At 59.5% G+C, this 21,974-nt stretch carries 6 protein-coding genes and 1 tRNA gene; 3 read left to right on the forward strand and 4 right to left on the reverse strand.

Features of this window, described 5'->3' with window-relative positions; all coding sequences use genetic code 11:
• Positions 1-83: 83 nt before the first annotated feature.
• The 3 genes from JDW18_RS13155 (at position 84) to JDW18_RS13165 (ending at position 2,543) form a co-directional block, all read left to right on the forward strand.
• Entirely contained in the window at positions 84-1,313 is a 1,230-nt protein-coding gene (locus JDW18_RS13155; RefSeq protein WP_246609903.1) for a hypothetical protein, read from the forward strand.
• A gap of 758 nt (positions 1,314-2,071) precedes the next feature.
• Positions 2,072-2,266 (forward strand): hypothetical protein, encoded by a 195-nt coding sequence (locus JDW18_RS13160; RefSeq protein WP_218243896.1) that lies wholly within the window; start codon positions 2,072-2,074, stop codon positions 2,264-2,266.
• A gap of 200 nt (positions 2,267-2,466) precedes the next feature.
• Positions 2,467-2,543: transfer RNA gene (locus tag JDW18_RS13165), tRNA-Pro, on the forward strand.
• 254 nt (positions 2,544-2,797) lie between these two features.
• On the opposite strand, the gene JDW18_RS13170 is transcribed toward JDW18_RS13165, so the two are convergent.
• From JDW18_RS13170 to JDW18_RS13185, 4 genes are all read right to left on the reverse strand, one after another.
• Positions 2,798-4,774, reverse strand: a complete 1,977-nt coding sequence (locus JDW18_RS13170) for a bifunctional diguanylate cyclase/phosphodiesterase (RefSeq protein WP_246610546.1) — start codon at positions 4,772-4,774, stop codon at positions 2,798-2,800.
• 64 nt (positions 4,775-4,838) lie between these two features.
• Positions 4,839-5,567, reverse strand: coding sequence for a transglutaminase-like cysteine peptidase (locus tag JDW18_RS13175; RefSeq protein WP_218239895.1), 729 nt, complete (start codon positions 5,565-5,567; stop codon positions 4,839-4,841).
• Positions 5,568-5,769: 202 nt separating this feature from the next.
• Positions 5,770-21,075: a VCBS domain-containing protein gene (locus JDW18_RS13180; protein ID WP_218239896.1), complete on the reverse strand. Its 15,306-nt coding sequence runs from the start codon at positions 21,073-21,075 to the stop codon at positions 5,770-5,772.
• Entirely contained in the window at positions 21,076-21,762 is a 687-nt protein-coding gene (locus JDW18_RS13185) for a retention module-containing protein (protein WP_218239897.1), read from the reverse strand. It lies immediately after the preceding gene.
• Between the last annotated feature and the right edge of the window lie 212 nt (positions 21,763-21,974).

Raw genomic sequence — 21,974 nt, forward strand, 5'->3', positions numbered from 1 at the left:
TGCGGCGTGCCTGTTTTGAAAGTTTGACCATGCACCCTTATCACTTGAGGTGGTACCGCTACCGGCGTTTGTTGGCGGCGGTGATGACCTTGCCTGCACTGGATACCTCAACGCCTGTTCCGCATGAATTCAGCGGCCAGTGGCCGTGCTGTTTCAATGGCTGCGCTGAAGCTGGCCGCTATGTGCATGCTTCAAAGCCATGCATGGAGCCGCAATCGGCCATGGTGCTCGAATTGGTTGATGCTGCTTTGCAGGCGATTGAGCCAATCAGCCAGCGCACCGCAGCCTGGCAGGCATTTGCGCAGTGTGCGGTGCCCCAGTTGGGCTTGGGCAGCTTGGCACGGCTGGTGGCACTGCTGCAGCAATACGAGTCTGATGACGATGCCGAACTGGCCCTTTTGCTGTGGCAAGGTGAAATCACCCAACCAGTAGCTGCACTCAAGGCCGTGCAGCGTTTACGCCGCCTGGTCGCATTCTTGCAAAGCCAGGGCATCACGGATGCAGCCAACTGGCTGCAGTGGTGGGATTCGGCAGATGCGCAAGCGGTTGTGCACGGTGCACCGCATCAAGCGCCAGACACGATCAACGCTTTGCTGTGGCACTTGGACAGCGGGCGCTGTGATGTACCTTGGGTGCTGACGTTTGCAAGGCGGGTGCTCGGTCAGGCTCCTGCGTATGGTCACGCCATGCTGGCTATTCAAGAAATGGCCGAAGCCATGAACCTGAGTGCCAAGGCTTTAGCCAGGCGCATTGCGTGGCATGAACGGTTGTTTCAAGCATTGGGCGATGTGCCCGAGCTTCGACTGGCGTGGTGGCGGTGCGTGAAGCGCACTCTGCAAGCCCAACTGACCAACGCTACAGCGGTCAAACTGCAAGTGCAGGGAGTCAAAGAGCCTTTGCCGCTGTCGCTGGGCTTGCACCTGCGCCAGGGTCAACCCATGCTGACGATTCAGCTTCCCCGTGCATTTGGCGCAGCACCAGCATGGCCCAACTTGACCATGGTGCAACTGCGGCAAGACGGCTGGGGGCCTGGGCTGAGGCTACGCTTGCTGCTGCAAGGCGAAGGAGTGTTACCAGCTCAGCTGCAGCTGGACATCGCAAAACGCTGGAAAGCGGCACAGCTGCAGCCACCAGTGTTTGAGCGCATCAGTGCCACCAAGTGGGAAATCAGCTGCTGTTGGTGTGATGGACTGTGGAATCCTTCCGGTATGAGTCTGGCTGATGTGGCCGACTGGGCCACGGACACAGCGCTGCAAGTGACGGAATATGTGCAGTTGCTCAAAGGTATGCTCAGGCGTGAAGCCATCAAATAAAGGCTACAGTATTGATGAGCATGCCCACGCCATGAGTGCAGCACCATGCGACTACAGCCAATTCCTTTGACGGTAGAAGTGACGGTACTGCTCTACTCAGTTAGCCCCAGTACCTGTACAGCACCGTGCTGTAGCATTCGAGAAAGGCTCAATTTTTTAGCTATTGACAATTGAGTGGGAATAAAGAAGCGCCTCGGCAACGAGCACTCTTAGGTTCTCTTCATCAAAGCCCGTGATTTCACGGGCTTTTTTGTTTTCTACGACTACCGCCAAGGAACTGATGCCTAGCGCTTCGCCAAGCCAAAGAAACCTGGTCCATCGAGAGCTCAGCCCCCTGTTGCTCAAGCGGTACAAATTTCTCATGAAACTGATTAAATTAACAGTACTGTTTTAATTTACAGTATTATTCACACTATTCACTGCTGGCCGAAGAAGTGCATCAGACCCAAAGTCCACCGACTCGCTCGCACTCTTCAACCGGCTCGCGCAACCTGCCCCCTCATACCAAGGAGCGTCTATGTTCTACCGTGAGATTTCTCAACCCGTTGATGACGACCTCGTGCAGCGACTGCGTGAGAAGGGAGGCCTGTGAAATGGCCGCACATCCCCACGCTGCTTCTGACTCTGTGTCTGGCGCTGTTGCTGCTGCTGGCAAGCACACTGGAACAACGCTTCTAAGCACTGCAGGTGCAAACCGCCAAGCATTCAAAAGTGATAGCTGTATCCGCTTTTCCAACAAGCGTCAGACTGGAAATATGATGAAGAAAACCATTGAGTGCTTAGTCCTCATCTCCGCCATTTTCATGGGAGCACTTTGGCTGGCCACGCCAAGTGCACAAGCCAACGAGCCTGCAACCCTCACCAAGTCCGCACGCGACGAGTTTGCCTGCCCTGGCATGCATGCCCAATGGCTTGATGAGCACACAGTCCAATGTCTGCGCGAGCTTCCCTGAGCCAATGCCGTTCAGCACTCGATTTTCAGCACATGCCATCGAAAACAGACGCTACCCCGGGTTCCCCACATCAAAAGCAGCATGCTTTCAATGACTCAATCGCTTCCCAGGGCCCCAATGGCATCATTTTTTGCAGAAATTGATGCCATTGGGGCCATTGAAGAAATTTTCACCTCAGAACTAGATTATATTTATGGCTTCGGAGCGTAGCGCAGCCTGGTAGCGCATCTGCTTTGGGAGCAGAGGGTCGCGAGTTCGAATCCCGCCGCTCCGACCATATGATTCAAGGGCTTGGCTGAGAAATCGGCTAAGCCCTTTAGTCTTTCTGGGGCCAAGGGGTAAACAGCAAGCAGCCCATTCCCCGCTTTGATACCTTACCCCGTACCGCAGGCTTGCTGCAGTCGCGGCAGAAAAAGCCTCCCTGCCGCCTGCCCATCAGGCAACACTGCCAGCAGCTACCAATGCGGGCACACCAGCACTGGTAGCCGTGCCTCCAATGATTTTCCCTAGCCCTGCCACAGAGCCGAGGAGTTATTCGCCTGTCGAGGTCATCGCATTCTTGGCGTGCAGCAGGCGTGCGGTCTTTGCATTGACCGTGTCTGTTACCACCAGTTGAATGCCTAAGCCAGCAGCCGTCTCGGTCATGGCCTGCAGCAGATAGGATGCACCTGGGCTTTGCCATGCCAGCTCCGTAAATTCACCGCCCAGCTTCACGTAGCGCAAAGGCATTTTGTGCAGTTGCGTCAACGCCTGCGGCTGCTGATCCAGGCGCCGCAACCCAACCCCGACGCCAAAGGTTTGCATCGTCTGGCAGAACTTGAGAACTTCTTCGGGATAGGCGATCAAGCCGTGCGCATCCAGCTCAAGGCAGAGTTTGGATACATGGTCTTCCCATTCCCGATCCTGCAATTGCTCGGTCAGGCGCAGCAGGAATTCGGGCTGAGTCAATGACGGCAAAGAGACGCGCAGCACCAGTTCAGACTCAGGCTGACGCTGCAGCCAGGCCAGCCCCAGGGCCACCGCACGCAAATCAAAGTCGGCCGAGAGCCCCAGCCTCACGGCGACTGGCAGGAACAGCGCGCCACCCAGCATTTCACCAGAGACGGCTCGCAGGTTCAACGAGGCCTCAAACCGCTTTTGCACACCTGTCGCACCATTGAGGAGCATGGGCTGCACGGAAAGCGACAACACACCGGGCGTTTCCAGAGAGGAAATCAGCATCTGGCGCCAAAGTGTCTCCCCCGCCATATTGGAGACAACTTCGTCATCTCCATAGGCCACATATTCCACCTCGGCCTGCCCCGAGCTTTCGGCGCGCATCAGCCCGTAGTCCAGGCGCGAAAGCACGCCTGTTACAGAACTTGAAGGGGAATAGTCTGTCAGGGCGAAGCTCCAGCGGCACCAGTGGCCTCCGGTCAGCGTCACCCGCATGGACAGAAGAACCTGCTGAATCTGCTGCACCAGAGTCATTGCCTGAGGCCCGGCGAGTGCGGGCATGAGCACCACGAAGTCCGAGCCATTGAGGCGCGCCAGTTGCGCCGCCTTGCTGCCGGATTGCGCCTGCAGCACCTCATTGACATGCTGCCCCACCGAGGTCAGCCAGCCATCTGCACTCGCGCGCGACATCTGGGCATTCAATGCCAGCAAGTCACGCTGGCGAAACAGCATGACAAAGCCATGTGCAGCCGCACCATCGCTGCCGGTCAGCGCACGGCGCAGTTCGTTGACGAAGTATTTGCGATTGGGCAACTGGGTCACCGGATCACGATTGACTTCAAGCTCCAGCGACTCAATCCGCGCAATCTGCTCCAGCGACGTGGCCTGTACACGCTCACGTGTGTCTGCAATCGCACTCAGAACCGGCAGCAGTTCCGCCACCATGGCACGATTGCCCAGTACATGGGGCGTGCCAACATCTGCAAGGTCTGTATGGTGACCAATGGCCTGCACCTGCGCGGAAATTTCTTGCTGCAGCAATTTTCTGAACCATTTGATGAGCAGCACCACAAAAAGCGCCCATGCCAGGCCGGCGGCCATGACCAGCGCGGCCATTCGCACGCTGCTGCCCCATAGCGCCTGGCGGGCATAAGCGTCATCGACTTCCAGCGTCAACTGCCCTACCTGCTTCCAGCCGTCACTGATAAAGCGCTGCGCGCTGGGCGCATTCAAGGGCAGCAGGTCGCTGAACCATTGCGGCGCAGCATCACTGCCTGGTCGGACACTTGCCCTTCCATTGACTGCAATGCGATCCTGAGCGCGGCGCTCGAACAAGGTCTGACCTTGTGGCGATGTGAGGCGAATCAGCTTGAACTGGCCACCATCAAACAAGGCCATCATCAAAAGCTCTTGCGTCACCGCATCCTGGTTGGCAGGCTGGGAAAGTGACAGCGCAAGCGAAGACGCCGCATTCTCACTCTCTGACTGCAACTGACCATCAAGGTATTGGCGCGCGGCACCAATGCTGAAAGCCAGGGTGCCCGCCAGAATCGCCAAAATGGCAACTGTCACGCTCAACAAAAGCTGCTTCAGCAAAGACATTGCACCACCCCACTCAAACCATGCAATACGCGATTCATGGCAAAAATCCTTCCTGTTTCATACGCGCCAGCAAGTCCCGCCAACGCGTGATGCGATCTACCGACGCAGGCTGAGCTCCGGCCACATAAACACCTTGCGCATTGAAGCTGAACACGGGTGTCAGGTCCTTACGCTGGCTGGACGGCATGATGTTGTCCAGCATGCTGTCCAGCACCAGAGGCTCGGCCACTGGGGTCTCGTAATAGCCCAGCACCATATGGGCAATGCTCAGATTGCTGCCAGCGCCGCCCATGCGCGCTCGCACATAGATCAGCCGCAGCCTATCGCCCGGCACCCCCAGCCGCAGCAACGAAAAATACTTGCCGATCACATAGTCCTCGCAGTCCCCTGCTCCTTTGCCCAAGGTCTCCAGCGGCGTGGCCCAGTAATCAGGCTGCGACCAAAGCATGCTGTCCTCCGTCTGTACCACAGCACGGTTCCAGAACTCATTGATCGAGGACAACTGCTGCTGAAGCGGCTTGTTCTTTTGCCCATCCAGCATGGCCAGCCAGGCGTTCAAGGCCTTTGCACCCGGCGCACCATAGCGTGACTGCATGCTGGCATGCATGCGACTGGCATCAAAGTCCAATGCCAGCGCATTCAGGCCCGGCCGCAAAGCCGAGGCCGTCAGCACAGCCAGCCCGCCCCAAAGCACAGCTCTACGCGACAGACGCGGCCGTTGCCCCTCATGGACGGGGAAAGACAGATGGGGCTGAGAACTCAAGTGAGTGACAGATCAAAGAAAGCGTCAGAGAAATAAGGCTCTGGCGCTTACTGGTATTACGGGAACAGCTATGTTTTTTGAAGACTGATGCCGCCTGGCACCAAGACTCAAAGCATAACTGTAACCATTTGCACAATTCACGTGAACTGCACTGCCTCATCAGGGGCAGGACTGAGTCCTCCCCCTGATGATTAAAGGCGCCTTAGCTTTGATCGATCTTGAGCTTTCCGTCAGTGATCATTTTCTGGATCATCGCGTTTTGATCATTCCCTGCCCCCAGTAAATCAACCCCTTCGAGCACGATCTTCTGGTTGAAGCCACTACCATCCGCCGCCAACCCACCGGTTGACGAAACCTTGATAACAGTGTCCACCACACCATTGGATTCCGTTTGGGTCTCCAAGTGCAGGAATTTGCTCAGGTCGCCACTTTTCTCTTCGCCCTGCAGCAGATCATTGAGCACCAGCACATCATTTCCGGCCTTACCGAAATTACGGACCACATCCGCTCCCGGAATCTGGCTTGAGCCATGATCGCTGCTGGTCCAGATAAACCAGTCATCCTGCTCAGTACCCAGCAACGTGTCACCAGCAGGTGTGCCATAGACCTCATGCACCGTATCTGCGGTTGCACTTCCTGTAGTCACCGTCGGACCCGAGGCATTAAGAGTCACCGTCAGTTGTGCCTCCGCGTGACTGCCGTCCGCTGCAAGAATCTTGTAGGTGAATACATCCTGCTGTGATTGATAGATGACACCCGCGGAAGGGGTCGACGGCGTATAGACATAGTCACCATTGCTGCTGATATGCAAGCTGCCGTAGTCACCCTGAATGTCGATACCAGCACTGGTAGCGACCTTCCAACTCATCCCGTGATCCACAGACACCGACAGGCTGTTACCGCTTCCCGCATGGTCATTGGTCAGGATATTACCTGTGGCCGTGCCAGGCGTCCAAGCCACAGAGTCTGCTGCGGACACCGTGAAATTATCGAGCGTCACAGCCAGTGTCTTGCTATCTTTCGAATCGCTATCGTACGACTCGTCGTTTGCGCTGATGTGTATTCGGTAGTTTGTATTCGCATCCAATGCTTCGGTCGTAAACGTTCTCATCGCAGTGATGGAATGCGTCTCCGCAACGGACCAGCTTCCATTGGCATTTTGCTTGTAAAGCGTCCAGGTGATGACGTCACTGGATGAGTAGTTCGCCAGCTTGGTCACATCAAAAGACAGAACATTACCGGCTTTGTTACCCGTTAGGTAAACAGGAGTCAGCAATTGTGCGTCTATATCACTGCTTGAACTTGTATCTTTCAATACCAGCGCCGATGAGCTTCTCGTTACGTCATAACTTGTGGACTTTCCGGACTTTGTGGAAGTGGATACCCAGCCAGCCTGATTTAGCGCCGAATTCAGATCAAAACCCTTTGGGCTATTCCCATTCGTTGCGGGCGTGGAAAACGCCCAAGTCTCCGAAGTCGTGAAATTGGCGGCCAGGGGTTTGGTTTCCCCCTTCACCGTCTCGGCACTCAGACTTGCGGTCGCTGCATCATTGGTGGCCAACACAGAACCTGTGGATGCGGATGCGGAGTTTGTGTCCGCTCCATCCACCACTGTACCGGTCACTGTAATGCCGGCAGAAGTCACATTGTCAGGCACCGTCATGCTCAGACCAGTGATGGTCACTGCCTTGGTAACACTATCTATTTGGACCACATAGCTGCCATTGCTCACCAAAGGCAGTTCCCAGTGCGTTGCATCACGCTGCGTACCTGCGGACAGCGTCACCCCCTCGGCAACTTCCACAGTGATACTCTTGACGGATTCCGAATAGTCAATATCCGTTGGAGCAACAGTGATCGTGACAGGATAGGTGATCGCCGTCGTGTAGGTCACCTGGTGAATCAGATAATCGTCGCCAGCCCGTGCAGCATCGAACACAATCTTGCTGATGGTGCTTCCAACAGGAACACTGAGCGAAAATGCCGTCTCTACGGTGTCACCGCCACCCTTCACGAAACCGTATAAGCCACTCACCTTATTTACCGAACCATCAGCATTGAATCCAAGAACCACTGCGTTTCCAGCTTCATCAAACATCTGATAACGCGCCCACTCTGTCGAAGCCAGCCATGCAAACTGCACAGAAATTGTGGTGACCGGGGTATTAAAAGCAATCGTCAACGACTCGCTCTTGCTCCCGTTGCCCGCAATCTCTCCGGTATCGGCAGCCGTATTGCCAGTCACAACACCCGTCACTCCAAAACCATCGTGAAGGCTGCCCTTAAAGGTGCTGATATCAGCGGCATTCCCATTCATATCCTTAGCGGTAACTGTGTATCCGGAGTTCTTGCTCAAGACCGTTGTTGCATCAATCGATGTGGTCACAGGAATTGAGCCAGCCCCAAGAACTACGCTCACGACGGGAATATCGGCAACCGGTGTGACTTTGATATCCAGCGTGCTGGATGTTCCGCTGTTGCTCGTATAGGTGATGGTTGGAACAGATCCGCTCCAGTCTTTGGTCGGAGTGAAAGTGTACTCACCGTTAACCTCCAGCTTAATACTACCTATCACCTTGCCGGAGGTATCGCTCACATTGACTGCCCCACTGCCTGCTACGTAAGAGTGACCGTTCACAGAAAAGCTCGTCACCAGCATGACTCCTGCCTTATAGCCCTCATCATTGCTTAGAACATTGCCGGATACCGATGTGTCCTCCCGTGTTGTTTCTTCGTCTGGCTTGGCGTCGTTGGTACCCTTGATCGAGAAGCTGACAATGTTGCCCTGAGTATCGCCATCCTTGTCCGTCAGGCTGTAGTCGACCTTCACGGTGATGGTTTCACCATCCTTGAGCGCCTGAGTGGCTGACTTGCTGTTGTCCAGGGTAAAGCTCCAGCTGCCGTCGGCATTGGACTTGAAGACGCCGTAGTCGCTGAGGGTGACGCTTTGGCCGCCCAAGGTGGCTGTGACCGTGCCCCAGGTTATGGCGCCCTGGCTAGCTGCACCGTCTGCACCGAAGCTGTTCCCATTGTCGATGGCCACATTGCCACTAAGAGTCTCGACAGCACCATCTTCTGTCAGAGATCCCTTATTAATCGGGGTTGCAGTGGGCATGTCGTCCACGATGCTGACCTTCACTTGCAGCGTCAGGTCGTTGCCCTGGGCATCCTTGACCTGCACGGTGACGGTGTCCGCTGCAGCAGCAGTGCCTGCTCCCTGGCCGTCGCTGTGGCCATAGGCCTTGTCCAGCACGTAGCTCCATTGGCCATCCACCAGCTTGACTTCGCCGTAGCTGCCCTTGCCGCCACCGGTGATGGTGTAGCCCGCAGGGGCGCTGACGCTGGCTTGTTCGCTGTGGTCGACTGGGTTGTTCAGTCCCTTTTCATTCACGGTGACGGTAACGGGCTCACCAGGGTTGGCGGCCGCTGTGATGCTCACGCTCAAGGTCGCATCGACCTTGTCGCCGTCGGCGTCGATGATCTCGAACGTGAAGTTTTCGCTCTTGCCACCCGTGTTGGCATGGGCCTGGTAGCTGTAGCTGCCGTCGGCGTTGACGCTCAGTGTGCCGTAGGTGCCGGTGATGACCGTGGACTGGCCCGCTGTGGGCACGTTAAACGTCTTGCCGTTGACGGTGAAGGTTTGAACGCCATCGGCACCAAACGCATACGACAAGCTGCCTGCTGCTGCGCCTGCGCTGTTGCCCGAGGTGGCGCTGATGGGTTGGCCCACGCTGATGCTGGGCATGTCGTCGACGATGCTGACCTTCACTTGCAGCGTCAGGTCGTTGCCCTGGGCATCCTTGACCTGCACGGTGACGGTGTCCGCTGCAGCAGCAGTGCCTGCTCCCTGGCCATCGCTGTGGCCATAGGCCTTGTCCAGCACGTAGCTCCATTGGCCATCCACCAGCTTGACTTCGCCGTAGCTGCCCTTGCCGCCACCGGTGATGGTGTAGCCCGCAGGGGCGCTGACGCTGGCTTGTTCGCTGTGGTCGACTGGGTTGTTCAGTCCCTTTTCATTCACGGTGACGGTAACGGGCTCACCAGGGTTGGCGGCCGCTGTGATGCTCACGCTCAAGGTCGCATCGACCTTGTCGCCGTCGGCGTCGATGATCTCGAACGTGAAGTTTTCGCTCTTGCCACCCGTGTTGGCATGGGCCTGGTAGCTGTAGCTGCCGTCGGCGTTGACGCTCAGTGTGCCGTAGGTGCCGGTGATGACCGTGGACTGGCCCGCTGTGGGCACGTTAAACGTCTTGCCGTTGACGGTGAAGGTTTGAACGCCATCGGCACCAAACGCATACGACAAGCTGCCTGCTGCTGCGCCTGCGCTGTTGCCCGAGGTGGCGCTGATGGGTTGGCCCACGCTGATGCTGGGCATGTCGTCGACGATGCTGACCTTCACTTGCAGCGTCAGGTCGTTGCCCTGGGCATCCTTGACCTGCACGGTGACGGTGTCCGCTGCAGCAGCAGTGCCTGCTCCCTGGCCGTCGCTGTGGCCATAGGCCTTGTCCAGCACGTAGCTCCATTGGCCATCCACCAGCTTGACTTCGCCGTAGCTGCCCTTGCCGCCACCGGTGATGGTGTAGCCCGCAGGGGCGCTGACGCTGGCTTGTTCGCTGTGGTCGACTGGGTTGTTCAGTCCCTTTTCATTCACGGTGACGGTAACGGGCTCACCAGGGTTGGCGGCCGCTGTGATGCTCACGCTCAAGGTCGCATCGACCTTGTCGCCGTCGGCGTCGATGATCTCGAACGTGAAGTTTTCGCTCTTGCCACCCGTGTTGGCATGGGCCTGGTAGCTGTAGCTGCCGTCGGCGTTGACGCTCAGTGTGCCGTAGGTGCCGGTGATGACCGTGGACTGGCCCGCTGTGGGCACGTTAAACGTCTTGCCGTTGACGGTGAAGGTTTGAACGCCATCGGCACCAAACGCATACGACAAGCTGCCTGCTGCTGCGCCTGCGCTGTTGCCCGAGGTGGCGCTGATGGGTTGGCCCACGCTGATGCTGGGCATGTCGTCGACGATGCTGACCTTCACTTGCAGCGTCAGGTCGTTGCCCTGGGCATCCTTGACCTGCACGGTGACGGTGTCCGCTGCAGCAGCAGTGCCTGCTCCCTGGCCGTCGCTGTGGCCATAGGCCTTGTCCAGCACGTAGCTCCATTGGCCATCCACCAGCTTGACTTCGCCGTAGCTGCCCTTGCCGCCACCGGTGATGGTGTAGCCCGCAGGGGCGCTGACGCTGGCTTGTTCGCTGTGGTCGACTGGGTTGTTCAGTCCCTTTTCATTCACGGTGACGGTAACGGGCTCACCAGGGTTGGCGGCCGCTGTGATGCTCACGCTCAAGGTCGCATCGACCTTGTCGCCGTCAGCGTCGATGATCTCGAACGTGAAGTTTTCGCTCTTGCCACCCGTGTTGGCATGGGCCTGGTAGCTGTAGCTGCCGTCGGCGTTGACGCTCAGTGTGCCGTAGGTGCCGGTGATGACCGTGGACTGGCCCGCTGTGGGCACGTTAAACGTCTTGCCGTTGACGGTGAAGGTTTGAACGCCATCGGCACCAAACGCATACGACAAGCTGCCTGCTGCTGCGCCTGCGCTGTTGCCCGAGGTGGCGCTGATGGGTTGGCCCACGCTGATGCTGGGCATGTCGTCGACGATGCTGACCTTCACTTGCAGCGTCAGGTCGTTGCCCTGGGCATCCTTGACCTGCACGGTGACGGTGTCCGCTGCAGCAGCAGTGCCTGCTCCCTGGCCATCGCTGTGGCCATAGGCCTTGTCCAGCACGTAGCTCCATTGGCCATCCACCAGCTTGACTTCGCCGTAGCTGCCCTTGCCGCCACCGGTGATGGTGTAGCCCGCAGGGGCGCTGACGCTGGCTTGTTCGCTGTGGTCGACTGGGTTGTTCAGTCCCTTTTCATTCACGGTGACGGTAACGGGCTCACCAGGGTTGGCGGCCGCTGTGATGCTCACGCTCAAGGTCGCATCGACCTTGTCGCCGTCGGCGTCGATGATCTCGAACGTGAAGTTTTCGCTCTTGCCACCCGTGTTGGCATGGGCCTGGTAGCTGTAGCTGCCGTCGGCGTTGACGCTCAGTGTGCCGTAGGTGCCGGTGATGACCGTGGACTGGCCCGCTGTGGGCACGTTAAACGTCTTGCCGTTGACGGTGAAGGTTTGAACGCCATCGGCACCAAACGCATACGACAAGCTGCCTGCTGCTGCGCCTGCGCTGTTGCCCGAGGTGGCGCTGATGGGTTGGCCCACGCTGATGCTGGGCATGTCGTCGACGATGCTGACCTTCACTTGCAGCGTCAGGTCGTTGCCCTGGGCATCCTTGACCTGCACGGTGACGGTGTCCGCTGCAGCAGCAGTGCCTGCTCCCTGGCCATCGCTGTGGCCATAGGCCTTGTCCAGCACGTAGCTCCATTGGCCATCCACCAGCTTGACTTCGCCGTAGCTGCCCTTGCCGCCACCGGTGATGGTGTAGCCCGCAGGGGCGCTGACGCTGGCTTGTTCGCTGTGGTCGACTGGGTTGTTCAGTCCCTTTTCATTCACGGTGACGGTAACGGGCTCACCAGGGTTGGCGGCCGCTGTGATGCTCACGCTCAAGGTCGCATCGACCTTGTCGCCGTCGGCGTCGATGATCTCGAACGTGAAGTTTTCGCTCTTGCCACCCGTGTTGGCATGGGCCTGGTAGCTGTAGCTGCCGTCGGCGTTGACGCTCAGTGTGCCGTAGGTGCCGGTGATGACCGTGGACTGGCCCGCTGTGGGCACGTTAAACGTCTTGCCGTTGACGGTGAAGGTTTGAACGCCATCGGCACCAAACGCATACGACAAGCTGCCTGCTGCTGCGCCTGCGCTGTTGCCCGAGGTGGCGCTGATGGGTTGGCCCACGCTGATGCTGGGCATGTCGTCGACGATGCTGACCTTCACTTGCAGCGTCAGGTCGTTGCCCTGGGCATCCTTGACCTGCACGGTGACGGTGTCCGCTGCAGCAGCAGTGCCTGCTCCCTGGCCGTCGCTGTGGCCATAGGCCTTGTCCAGCACGTAGCTCCATTGGCCATCCACCAGCTTGACTTCGCCGTAGCTGCCCTTGCCGCCACCGGTGATGGTGTAGCCCGCAGGGGCGCTGACGCTGGCTTGTTCGCTGTGGTCGACTGGGTTGTTCAGTCCCTTTTCATTCACGGTGACGGTAACGGGCTCACCAGGGTTGGCGGCCGCTGTGATGCTCACGCTCAAGGTCGCATCGACCTTGTCGCCGTCGGCGTCGATGATCTCGAACGTGAAGTTTTCGCTCTTGCCACCCGTGTTGGCATGGGCCTGGTAGCTGTAGCTGCCGTCGGCGTTGACGCTCAGTGTGCCGTAGGTGCCGGTGATGACCGTGGACTGGCCCGCTGTGGGCACGTTAAACGTCTTGCCGTTGACGGTGAAGGTTTGAACGCCATCGGCACCAAACGCATACGACAAGCTGCCTGCTGCTGCGCCTGCGCTGTTGCCCGAGGTGGCGCTGATGGGTTGGCCCACGCTGATGCTGGGCATGTCGTCGACGATGCTGACCTTCACTTGCAGCGTCAGGTCGTTGCCCTGGGCATCCTTGACCTGCACGGTGACGGTGTCCGCTGCAGCAGCAGTGCCTGCTCCCTGGCCATCGCTGTGGCCATAGGCCTTGTCCAGCACGTAGCTCCATTGGCCATCCACCAGCTTGACTTCGCCGTAGCTGCCCTTGCCGCCACCGGTGATGGTGTAGCCCGCAGGGGCGCTGACGCTGGCTTGTTCGCTGTGGTCGACTGGGTTGTTCAGTCCCTTTTCATTCACGGTGACGGTAACGGGCTCACCAGGGTTGGCGGCCGCTGTGATGCTCACGCTCAAGGTCGCATCGACCTTGTCGCCGTCGGCGTCGATGATCTCGAACGTGAAGTTTTCGCTCTTGCCACCCGTGTTGGCATGGGCCTGGTAGCTGTAGCTGCCGTCGGCGTTGACGCTCAGTGTGCCGTAGGTGCCGGTGATGACCGTGGACTGGCCCGCTGTGGGCACGTTAAACGTCTTGCCGTTGACGGTGAAGGTTTGAACGCCATCGGCACCAAACGCATACGACAAGCTGCCTGCTGCTGCGCCTGCGCTGTTGCCCGAGGTGGCGCTGATGGGTTGGCCCACGCTGATGCTGGGCATGTCGTCGACGATGCTGACCTTCACTTGCAGCGTCAGGTCGTTGCCCTGGGCATCCTTGACCTGCACGGTGACGGTGTCCGCTGCAGCAGCAGTGCCTGCTCCCTGGCCATCGCTGTGGCCATAGGCCTTGTCCAGCACGTAGCTCCATTGGCCATCCACCAGCTTGACTTCGCCGTAGCTGCCCTTGCCGCCACCGGTGATGGTGTAGCCCGCAGGGGCGCTGACGCTGGCTTGTTCGCTGTGGTCGACTGGGTTGTTCAGTCCCTTTTCATTCACGGTGACGGTAACGGGCTCACCAGGGTTGGCGGCCGCTGTGATGCTCACGCTCAAGGTCGCATCGACCTTGTCGCCGTCGGCGTCGATGATCTCGAACGTGAAGTTTTCGCTCTTGCCACCCGTGTTGGCATGGGCCTGGTAGCTGTAGCTGCCGTCGGCGTTGACGCTCAGTGTGCCGTAGGTGCCGGTGATGACCGTGGACTGGCCCGCTGTGGGCACGTTAAACGTCTTGCCGTTGACGGTGAAGGTTTGAACGCCATCGGCACCAAACGCATACGACAAGCTGCCTGCTGCTGCGCCTGCGCTGTTGCCCGAGGTGGCGCTGATGGGTTGGCCCACGCTGATGCTGGGCATGTCGTCGACGATGCTGACCTTCACTTGCAGCGTCAGGTCGTTGCCCTGGGCATCCTTGACCTGCACGGTGACGGTGTCCGCTGCAGCAGCAGTGCCTGCTCCCTGGCCGTCGCTGTGGCCATAGGCCTTGTCCAGCACGTAGCTCCATTGGCCATCCACCAGCTTGACTTCGCCGTAGCTGCCCTTGCCGCCACCGGTGATGGTGTAGCCCGCAGGGGCGCTGACGCTGGCTTGTTCGCTGTGGTCGACTGGGTTGTTCAGTCCCTTTTCATTCACGGTGACGGTAACGGGCTCACCAGGGTTGGCGGCCGCTGTGATGCTCACGCTCAAGGTCGCATCGACCTTGTCGCCGTCGGCGTCGATGATCTCGAACGTGAAGTTTTCGCTCTTGCCACCCGTGTTGGCATGGGCCTGGTAGCTGTAGCTGCCGTCGGCGTTGACGCTCAGTGTGCCGTAGGTGCCGGTGATGACCGTGGACTGGCCCGCTGTGGGCACGTTAAACGTCTTGCCGTTGACGGTGAAGGTTTGAACGCCATCGGCACCAAACGCATACGACAAGCTGCCTGCTGCTGCGCCTGCGCTGTTGCCCGAGGTGGCGCTGATGGGTTGGCCCACGCTGATGCTGGGCATGTCGTCGACGATGCTGACCTTCACTTGCAGCGTCAGGTCGTTGCCCTGGGCATCCTTGACCTGCACGGTGACGGTGTCCGCTGCAGCAGCAGTGCCTGCTCCCTGGCCATCGCTGTGGCCATAGGCCTTGTCCAGCACGTAGCTCCATTGGCCATCCACCAGCTTGACTTCGCCGTAGCTGCCCTTGCCGCCACCGGTGATGGTGTAGCCCGCAGGGGCGCTGACGCTGGCTTGTTCGCTGTGGTCGACTGGGTTGTTCAGTCCCTTTTCATTCACGGTGACGGTAACGGGCTCACCAGGGTTGGCGGCCGCTGTGATGCTCACGCTCAAGGTCGCATCGACCTTGTCGCCGTCGGCGTCGATGATCTCGAACGTGAAGTTTTCGCTCTTGCCACCCGTGTTGGCATGGGCCTGGTAGCTGTAGCTGCCGTCGGCGTTGACGCTCAGTGTGCCGTAGGTGCCGGTGATGACCGTGGACTGGCCCGCTGTGGGCACGTTAAACGTCTTGCCGTTGACGGTGAAGGTTTGAACGCCATCGGCACCAAACGCATACGACAAGCTGCCTGCTGCTGCGCCTGCGCTGTTGCCCGAGGTGGCGCTGATGGGTTGGCCCACGCTGATGCTGGGCATGTCGTCGACGATGCTGACCTTCACTTGCAGCGTCAGGTCGTTGCCCTGGGCATCCTTGACCTGCACGGTGACGGTGTCCGCTGCAGCAGCAGTGCCTGCTCCCTGGCCGTCGCTGTGGCCATAGGCCTTGTCCAGCACGTAGCTCCATTGGCCATCCACCAGCTTGACTTCGCCGTAGCTGCCCTTGCCGCCACCGGTGATGGTGTAGCCCGCAGGGGCGCTGACGCTGGCTTGTTCGCTGTGGTCGACTGGGTTGTTCAGTCCCTTTTCATTCACGGTGACGGTAACGGGCTCACCAGGGTTGGCGGCCGCTGTGATGCTCACGCTCAAGGTCGCATCGACCTTGTCGCCGTCGGCGTCGATGATCTCGAACGTGAAGTTTTCGCTCTTGCCACCCGTGTTGGCATGGGCCTGGTAGCTGTAGCTGCCGTCGGCGTTGACGCTCAGTGTGCCGTAGGTGCCGGTGATGACCGTGGACTGGCCCGCTGTGGGCACGTTAAACGTCTTGCCGTTGACGGTGAAGGTTTGAACGCCATCGGCACCAAACGCATACGACAAGCTGCCTGCTGCTGCGCCTGCGCTGTTGCCCGAGGTGGCGCTGATGGGTTGGCCCACGCTGATGCTGGGCATGTCGTCGACGATGCTGACCTTCACTTGCAGCGTCAGGTCGTTGCCCTGGGCATCCTTGACCTGCACGGTGACGGTGTCCGCTGCAGCAGCAGTGCCTGCTCCCTGGCCATCGCTGTGGCCATAGGCCTTGTCCAGCACGTAGCTCCATTGGCCATCCACCAGCTTGACTTCGCCGTAGCTGCCCTTGCCGCCACCGGTGATGGTGTAGCCCGCAGGGGCGCTGACGCTGGCTTGTTCGCTGTGGTCGACTGGGTTGTTCAGTCCCTTTTCATTCACGGTGACGGTAACGGGCTCACCAGGGTTGGCGGCCGCTGTGATGCTCACGCTCAAGGTCGCATCGACCTTGTCGCCGTCGGCGTCGATGATCTCGAACGTGAAGTTTTCGCTCTTGCCACCCGTGTTGGCATGGGCCTGGTAGCTGTAGCTGCCGTCGGCGTTGACGCTCAGTGTGCCGTAGGTGCCGGTGATGACCGTGGACTGGCCCGCTGTGGGCACGTTAAACGTCTTGCCGTTGACGGTGAAGGTTTGAACGCCATCGGCACCAAACGCATACGACAAGCTGCCTGCTGCTGCGCCTGCGCTGTTGCCCGAGGTGGCGCTGATGGGTTGGCCCACGCTGATGCTGGGCATGTCGTCGACGATGCTGACCTTCACTTGCAGCGTCAGGTCGTTGCCCTGGGCATCCTTGACCTGCACGGTGACGGTGTCCGCTGCAGCAGCAGTGCCTGCTCCCTGGCCATCGCTGTGGCCATAGGCCTTGTCCAGCACGTAGCTCCATTGGCCATCCACCAGCTTGACTTCGCCGTAGCTGCCCTTGCCGCCACCGGTGATGGTGTAGCCCGCAGGGGCGCTGACGCTGGCTTGTTCGCTGTGGTCGACTGGGTTGTTCAGTCCCTTTTCATTCACGGTGACGGTAACGGGCTCACCAGGGTTGGCGGCCGCTGTGATGCTCACGCTCAAGGTCGCATCGACCTTGTCGCCGTCGGCGTCGATGATCTCGAACGTGAAGTTTTCGCTCTTGCCACCCGTGTTGGCATGGGCCTGGTAGCTGTAGCTGCCGTCGGCGTTGACGCTCAGTGTGCCGTAGGTGCCGGTGATGACCGTGGACTGGCCCGCTGTGGGCACGTTAAACGTCTTGCCGTTGACGGTGAAGGTTTGAACGCCATCGGCACCAAACGCATACGACAAGCTGCCTGCTGCTGCGCCTGCGCTGTTGCCCGAGGTGGCGCTGATGGGTTGGCCCACGCTGATGCTGGGCATGTCGTCGACGATGCTGACCTTCACTTGCAGCGTCAGGTCGTTGCCCTGGGCATCCTTGACCTGCACGGTGACGGTGTCCGCTGCAGCAGCAGTGCCTGCTCCCTGGCCGTCGCTGTGGCCATAGGCCTTGTCCAGCACGTAGCTCCATTGGCCATCCACCAGCTTGACTTCGCCGTAGCTGCCCTTGCCGCCACCGGTGATGGTGTAGCCCGCAGGGGCGCTGACGCTGGCTTGTTCGCTGTGGTCGACTGGGTTGTTCAGTCCCTTTTCATTCACGGTGACGGTAACGGGCTCACCAGGGTTGGCGGCCGCTGTGATGCTCACGCTCAAGGTCGCATCGACCTTGTCGCCGTCGGCGTCGATGATCTCGAACGTGAAGTTTTCGCTCTTGCCACCCGTGTTGGCATGGGCCTGGTAGCTGTAGCTGCCGTCGGCGTTGACGCTCAGTGTGCCGTAGGTGCCGGTGATGACCGTGGACTGGCCCGCTGTGGGCACGTTAAACGTCTTGCCGTTGACGGTGAAGGTTTGAACGCCATCGGCACCAAACGCATACGACAAGCTGCCTGCTGCTGCGCCTGCGCTGTTGCCCGAGGTGGCGCTGATGGGTTGGCCCACGCTGATGCTGGGCATGTCGTCGACGATGCTGACCTTCACTTGCAGCGTCAGGTCGTTGCCCTGGGCATCCTTGACCTGCACGGTGACGGTGTCCGCTGCAGCAGCAGTGCCTGCTCCCTGGCCATCGCTGTGGCCATAGGCCTTGTCCAGCACGTAGCTCCATTGGCCATCCACCAGCTTGACTTCGCCGTAGCTGCCCTTGCCGCCACCGGTGATGGTGTAGCCCGCAGGGGCGCTGACGCTGGCTTGTTCGCTGTGGTCGACTGGGTTGTTCAGTCCCTTTTCATTCACGGTGACGGTAACGGGCTCACCAGGGTTGGCGGCCGCTGTGATGCTCACGCTCAAGGTCGCATCGACCTTGTCGCCGTCGGCGTCGATGATCTCGAACGTGAAGTTTTCGCTCTTGCCACCCGTGTTGGCATGGGCCTGGTAGCTGTAGCTGCCGTCGGCGTTGACGCTCAGTGTGCCGTAGGTGCCGGTGATGACCGTGGACTGGCCCGCTGTGGGCACGTTAAACGTCTTGCCGTTGACGGTGAAGGTTTGAACGCCATCGGCACCAAACGCATACGACAAGCTGCCTGCTGCTGCGCCTGCGCTGTTGCCCGAGGTGGCGCTGATGGGTTGGCCCACGCTGATGCTGGGCATGTCGTCGACGATGGTGATGACGATGGCACCCTGGCCTGTGCTACCGCCCTGACCTGCAACGCTGACGTCGATGCTGTCTTGCAGGGTATTGTTGCCCTGACCATCGGCATGGGTCTGCGCTGCCTTGAGGGTGTACTCATAGGTGAGTGTGCCGCTCTTGCCGTCCGCCGCTGGGCTGTAGCCGGTGATCTTGAGGCTGCCTTCACCGGTGTCCACGCTGGCGAGTTTGCCGAGGTCGCCCGCTAGCTGGGCCAGGGTGTAGGTCTGGCCGCCGATGGTGACGCTGGCCACGCCGTCGGTGGCACTGACGGTGACCGAGCCGGTGGTGGTTTCTCGGTGATCGGCGGCCGAGTTCAGGGCCGCTTCGTAGACCTTGCCTGCGTCCTCTCCGACTCCTGCACCAGGGGTCACGCTGGCGGTGTCGTTGGCTCCCTGAATCGAGAAGCTGACGGTGCTGCCCACGGTGTCACCGTCCTTGTCCGTGAGGCTGTAGTCGACCTTCACGGTGATGGTTTCACCATCCTTGAGCGCCTGGGTGGCCGGCTTGCTGTTGTCCAGCGTAAAGCTCCAGCTGCCGTCGGCATTGGACTTGAAGACGCCGTAGTCGCTGAGGGTGACGCTTTGGCCGCCCAGGGTGGCTGTGACTGTGCCCCAGGTGATGGCGCCCTGGCTGGCTGCGCCGTCTGCACCGAAGCTGTTGCTGTTGCCTGTCGCTGGTGCCACGCTTCCGTTCAGCTCGCTGACCTGGCCGTCTTCGGTCAGTGTGCCGCCCGTGAAGCTTTGCGCCACGGGGACGTCGTCGACGATGGTGATGACGATGGCGCCCTGGCCTGTGCTGCCGCCCTGGCCCGCAACGCTGACGTCGATGCTGTCTTGCAGGGTGTTGTTGCCCTGACCATCCGCATGGGTCTGCGCTGTCTTTAGGGTGTATTCATAGGTGAGTGTGCCGCTCTTGCCGTCCGCCGCCGGGCTGTAGCCGGTGATCTTAAGGCTGCCTTCACCGGTGTCCACGCTGGCGAGTTTGCCGAGGTCGCCCGCCAACTGGGCCAGGGTGTAGGTCTGGCCGCCGATGGTGACGCTGGCCACGCCGTCGGTGGCACTGACGGTGACCGAGCCGGTGGTAGTTTCTCGGTGATCGGCGGCCGAGTTCAGGGCCGCTTCGTAGACCTTACCTGCGTCCTCTCCTGCTCCTGCACCAGGAGTCACGCTGGCGGTGTCAGCCGAGCCCGTCACAATCACCACCACGGTCTTGGTATCGGTGCCGCCGTGGCCGTCATCCACAGTTACTTCAAAGCGTTCTTCTCGCTGTTCGCCCTCACCAAGTGCTTGCACTTCGGGTTTGGAGTTATCAAGCGTATAAGTCCATTTGCCACTCTGATCGACTTCAAACTTGCCGTACTGCCCCTGACCATTGCCGGTACTCCACGTATGGGTGTCATTGACATCCACATCGGATTTGCTGAGCTGGCCTGTAGCGGTGCTCTGCCCATCTTCCGTGACAGCACCCAGGACTTCGCCTGTCATGACAGGTTTGTCATTCGTGCCATTGATAGTGACCACCACTGTGCTGCTAGATCCGTCTGCCGTGGTCACGGTGAACGTTTCGCTCAAAGACTCACCCACACCCAAAGACTGAACCTTCGGGTCTGCATTGCTAAGTACATACGTCCAATTGCCACTGGCGTCGATGCTGAATTTGCCATGCGCACCGCTCACATCAACCTGTGGGTTGAAGACCGCCTCACCCTTGTCCAGATCAGATACATCCAGCTTGCCGCCGGTGCTCAGAATTTCGTCTTCCTTGACTACTCCAGTGTCATCCCCCGGCTTGCGAGGAGTGATGACGGCCACATCGTTGGTACCTCCAATCGTGACCGTAATGACCTTGGTATCCGTGCCGCCATGCCCGTCATCCACCGTGACCGTGATGGTGTCCTGCAGGCTTTCGCCCTCCTTGAGGCCCTGGACATCGGAATTGCCGTTGTCCAGCACGTAGGTCCACTTGCCATTGTTGTCAACAACGAAGGAGCCAAAGCTGCCTTTGCCACCGTTATCGACAGACCAGGTATGCGTGTCCGATGTGTCCACATCCGAGACGGTCAGTTGCCCCTCTGCGGTCAGAACGGCGTCTTCCTTGACGCTGGCGGTCATATCACCCGCCATGGTGGGAATGTCATTGGTGCCGACCACAGTGATGGTCAGGGTGCTCGAAGAGCTGTTGCCCGCCGCATCCGTCACCGTATAGGTGTATGTTTCAGTCAGCGTCTCACCCACAGCCAGAGACTGCACAGATGGCAGTGCGTTATTCAGCACCTAGGTGTAGCTGCCATCGGTATGAAGCGTAACCACGCCGTACTGCCCCTGACCCGACCCCACCAGCACAGTGCTGTGCTGCGCTGCCACGCCCTGGCCCAGTTGGTCATTCACCAGCACATTGCCTTGCAAGCTGGTGACTTCGTCTTCAGTGACCCGGGCAGCATCGGCATGGGCCAGAGGGCGAGCATCCGAGACACTTTCTTCAGGCAGAGCAACGCCGCTCAGACGTTCCTGCAGCGGCGTTGGCATGGCTGTGCGTGGATATTCCAGCCCCATTGGCGCCACGGTTTCAATGATGCTGGTCAGGCGCACAAAGCTGCTGCCGCCTTCGCTGCCGCCGGTCAGGCCTGCAGCCGTGGGGTCGAGCTCATCAAATGGATCCTTGCCGGAATTGATCGCTGCGATGATCTGGTCAATTTCGGCGCTGGCTGGATTGGCCACCACCGCCTCTTCGGCTTGCGGTGGTTGCAGTAGATCCGCTGTCAGACTGACGTTCTGATTCTCGCCCACGATCAGCGGTGGCTGGCCATCGGCCTGCAACTGCACGCTGCTGCCAGAGGCAGTGACGATCTGTGCATCCGCAGGGATGCGCATGCCTTCATGGATGGCGCTCAGATTGCCATCAGTGCCACGAATCCAGGCCTGGCCGGTGAGCTTGGTAACGAGAACGGTTTGAGCTGCCATGGTGATCTGCCTCAATCAGATAAGAGTCCGAGGGCGTGCACGGACGACCCTCCATAATTTCTGATCAGATCGTAGGATTGAACCTACTTATTCACCATTGGCGCCAAAGCCAATGCGTGCTGCTGTTTACGCCCCATCTTTTGCGCAAGATCAAAAAGACAGAAGGCCCGCATTCACATGCGGGCCTTCTGTCATGCAGCATCAGTCGCTTC

Source organism: Comamonas fluminis, assembly GCF_019186805.1.
In the GTDB taxonomy this organism is placed as follows: Bacteria; Pseudomonadota; Gammaproteobacteria; order Burkholderiales; family Burkholderiaceae_C; genus Comamonas; species Comamonas fluminis.

Coding starts and splice junctions, on each gene's coding strand:
- JDW18_RS13155 (WP_246609903.1), top strand. CDS start 84: ATGACCTTGCCTGCACTGGATACCTCAACGCCTGTTCCGCATGAATTC.
- JDW18_RS13160 (WP_218243896.1), top strand. CDS start 2,072: ATGAAGAAAACCATTGAGTGCTTAGTCCTCATCTCCGCCATTTTCATG.
- JDW18_RS13185 (WP_218239897.1), bottom strand. CDS start 21,762: ATGGCAGCTCAAACCGTTCTCGTTACCAAGCTCACCGGCCAGGCCTGG.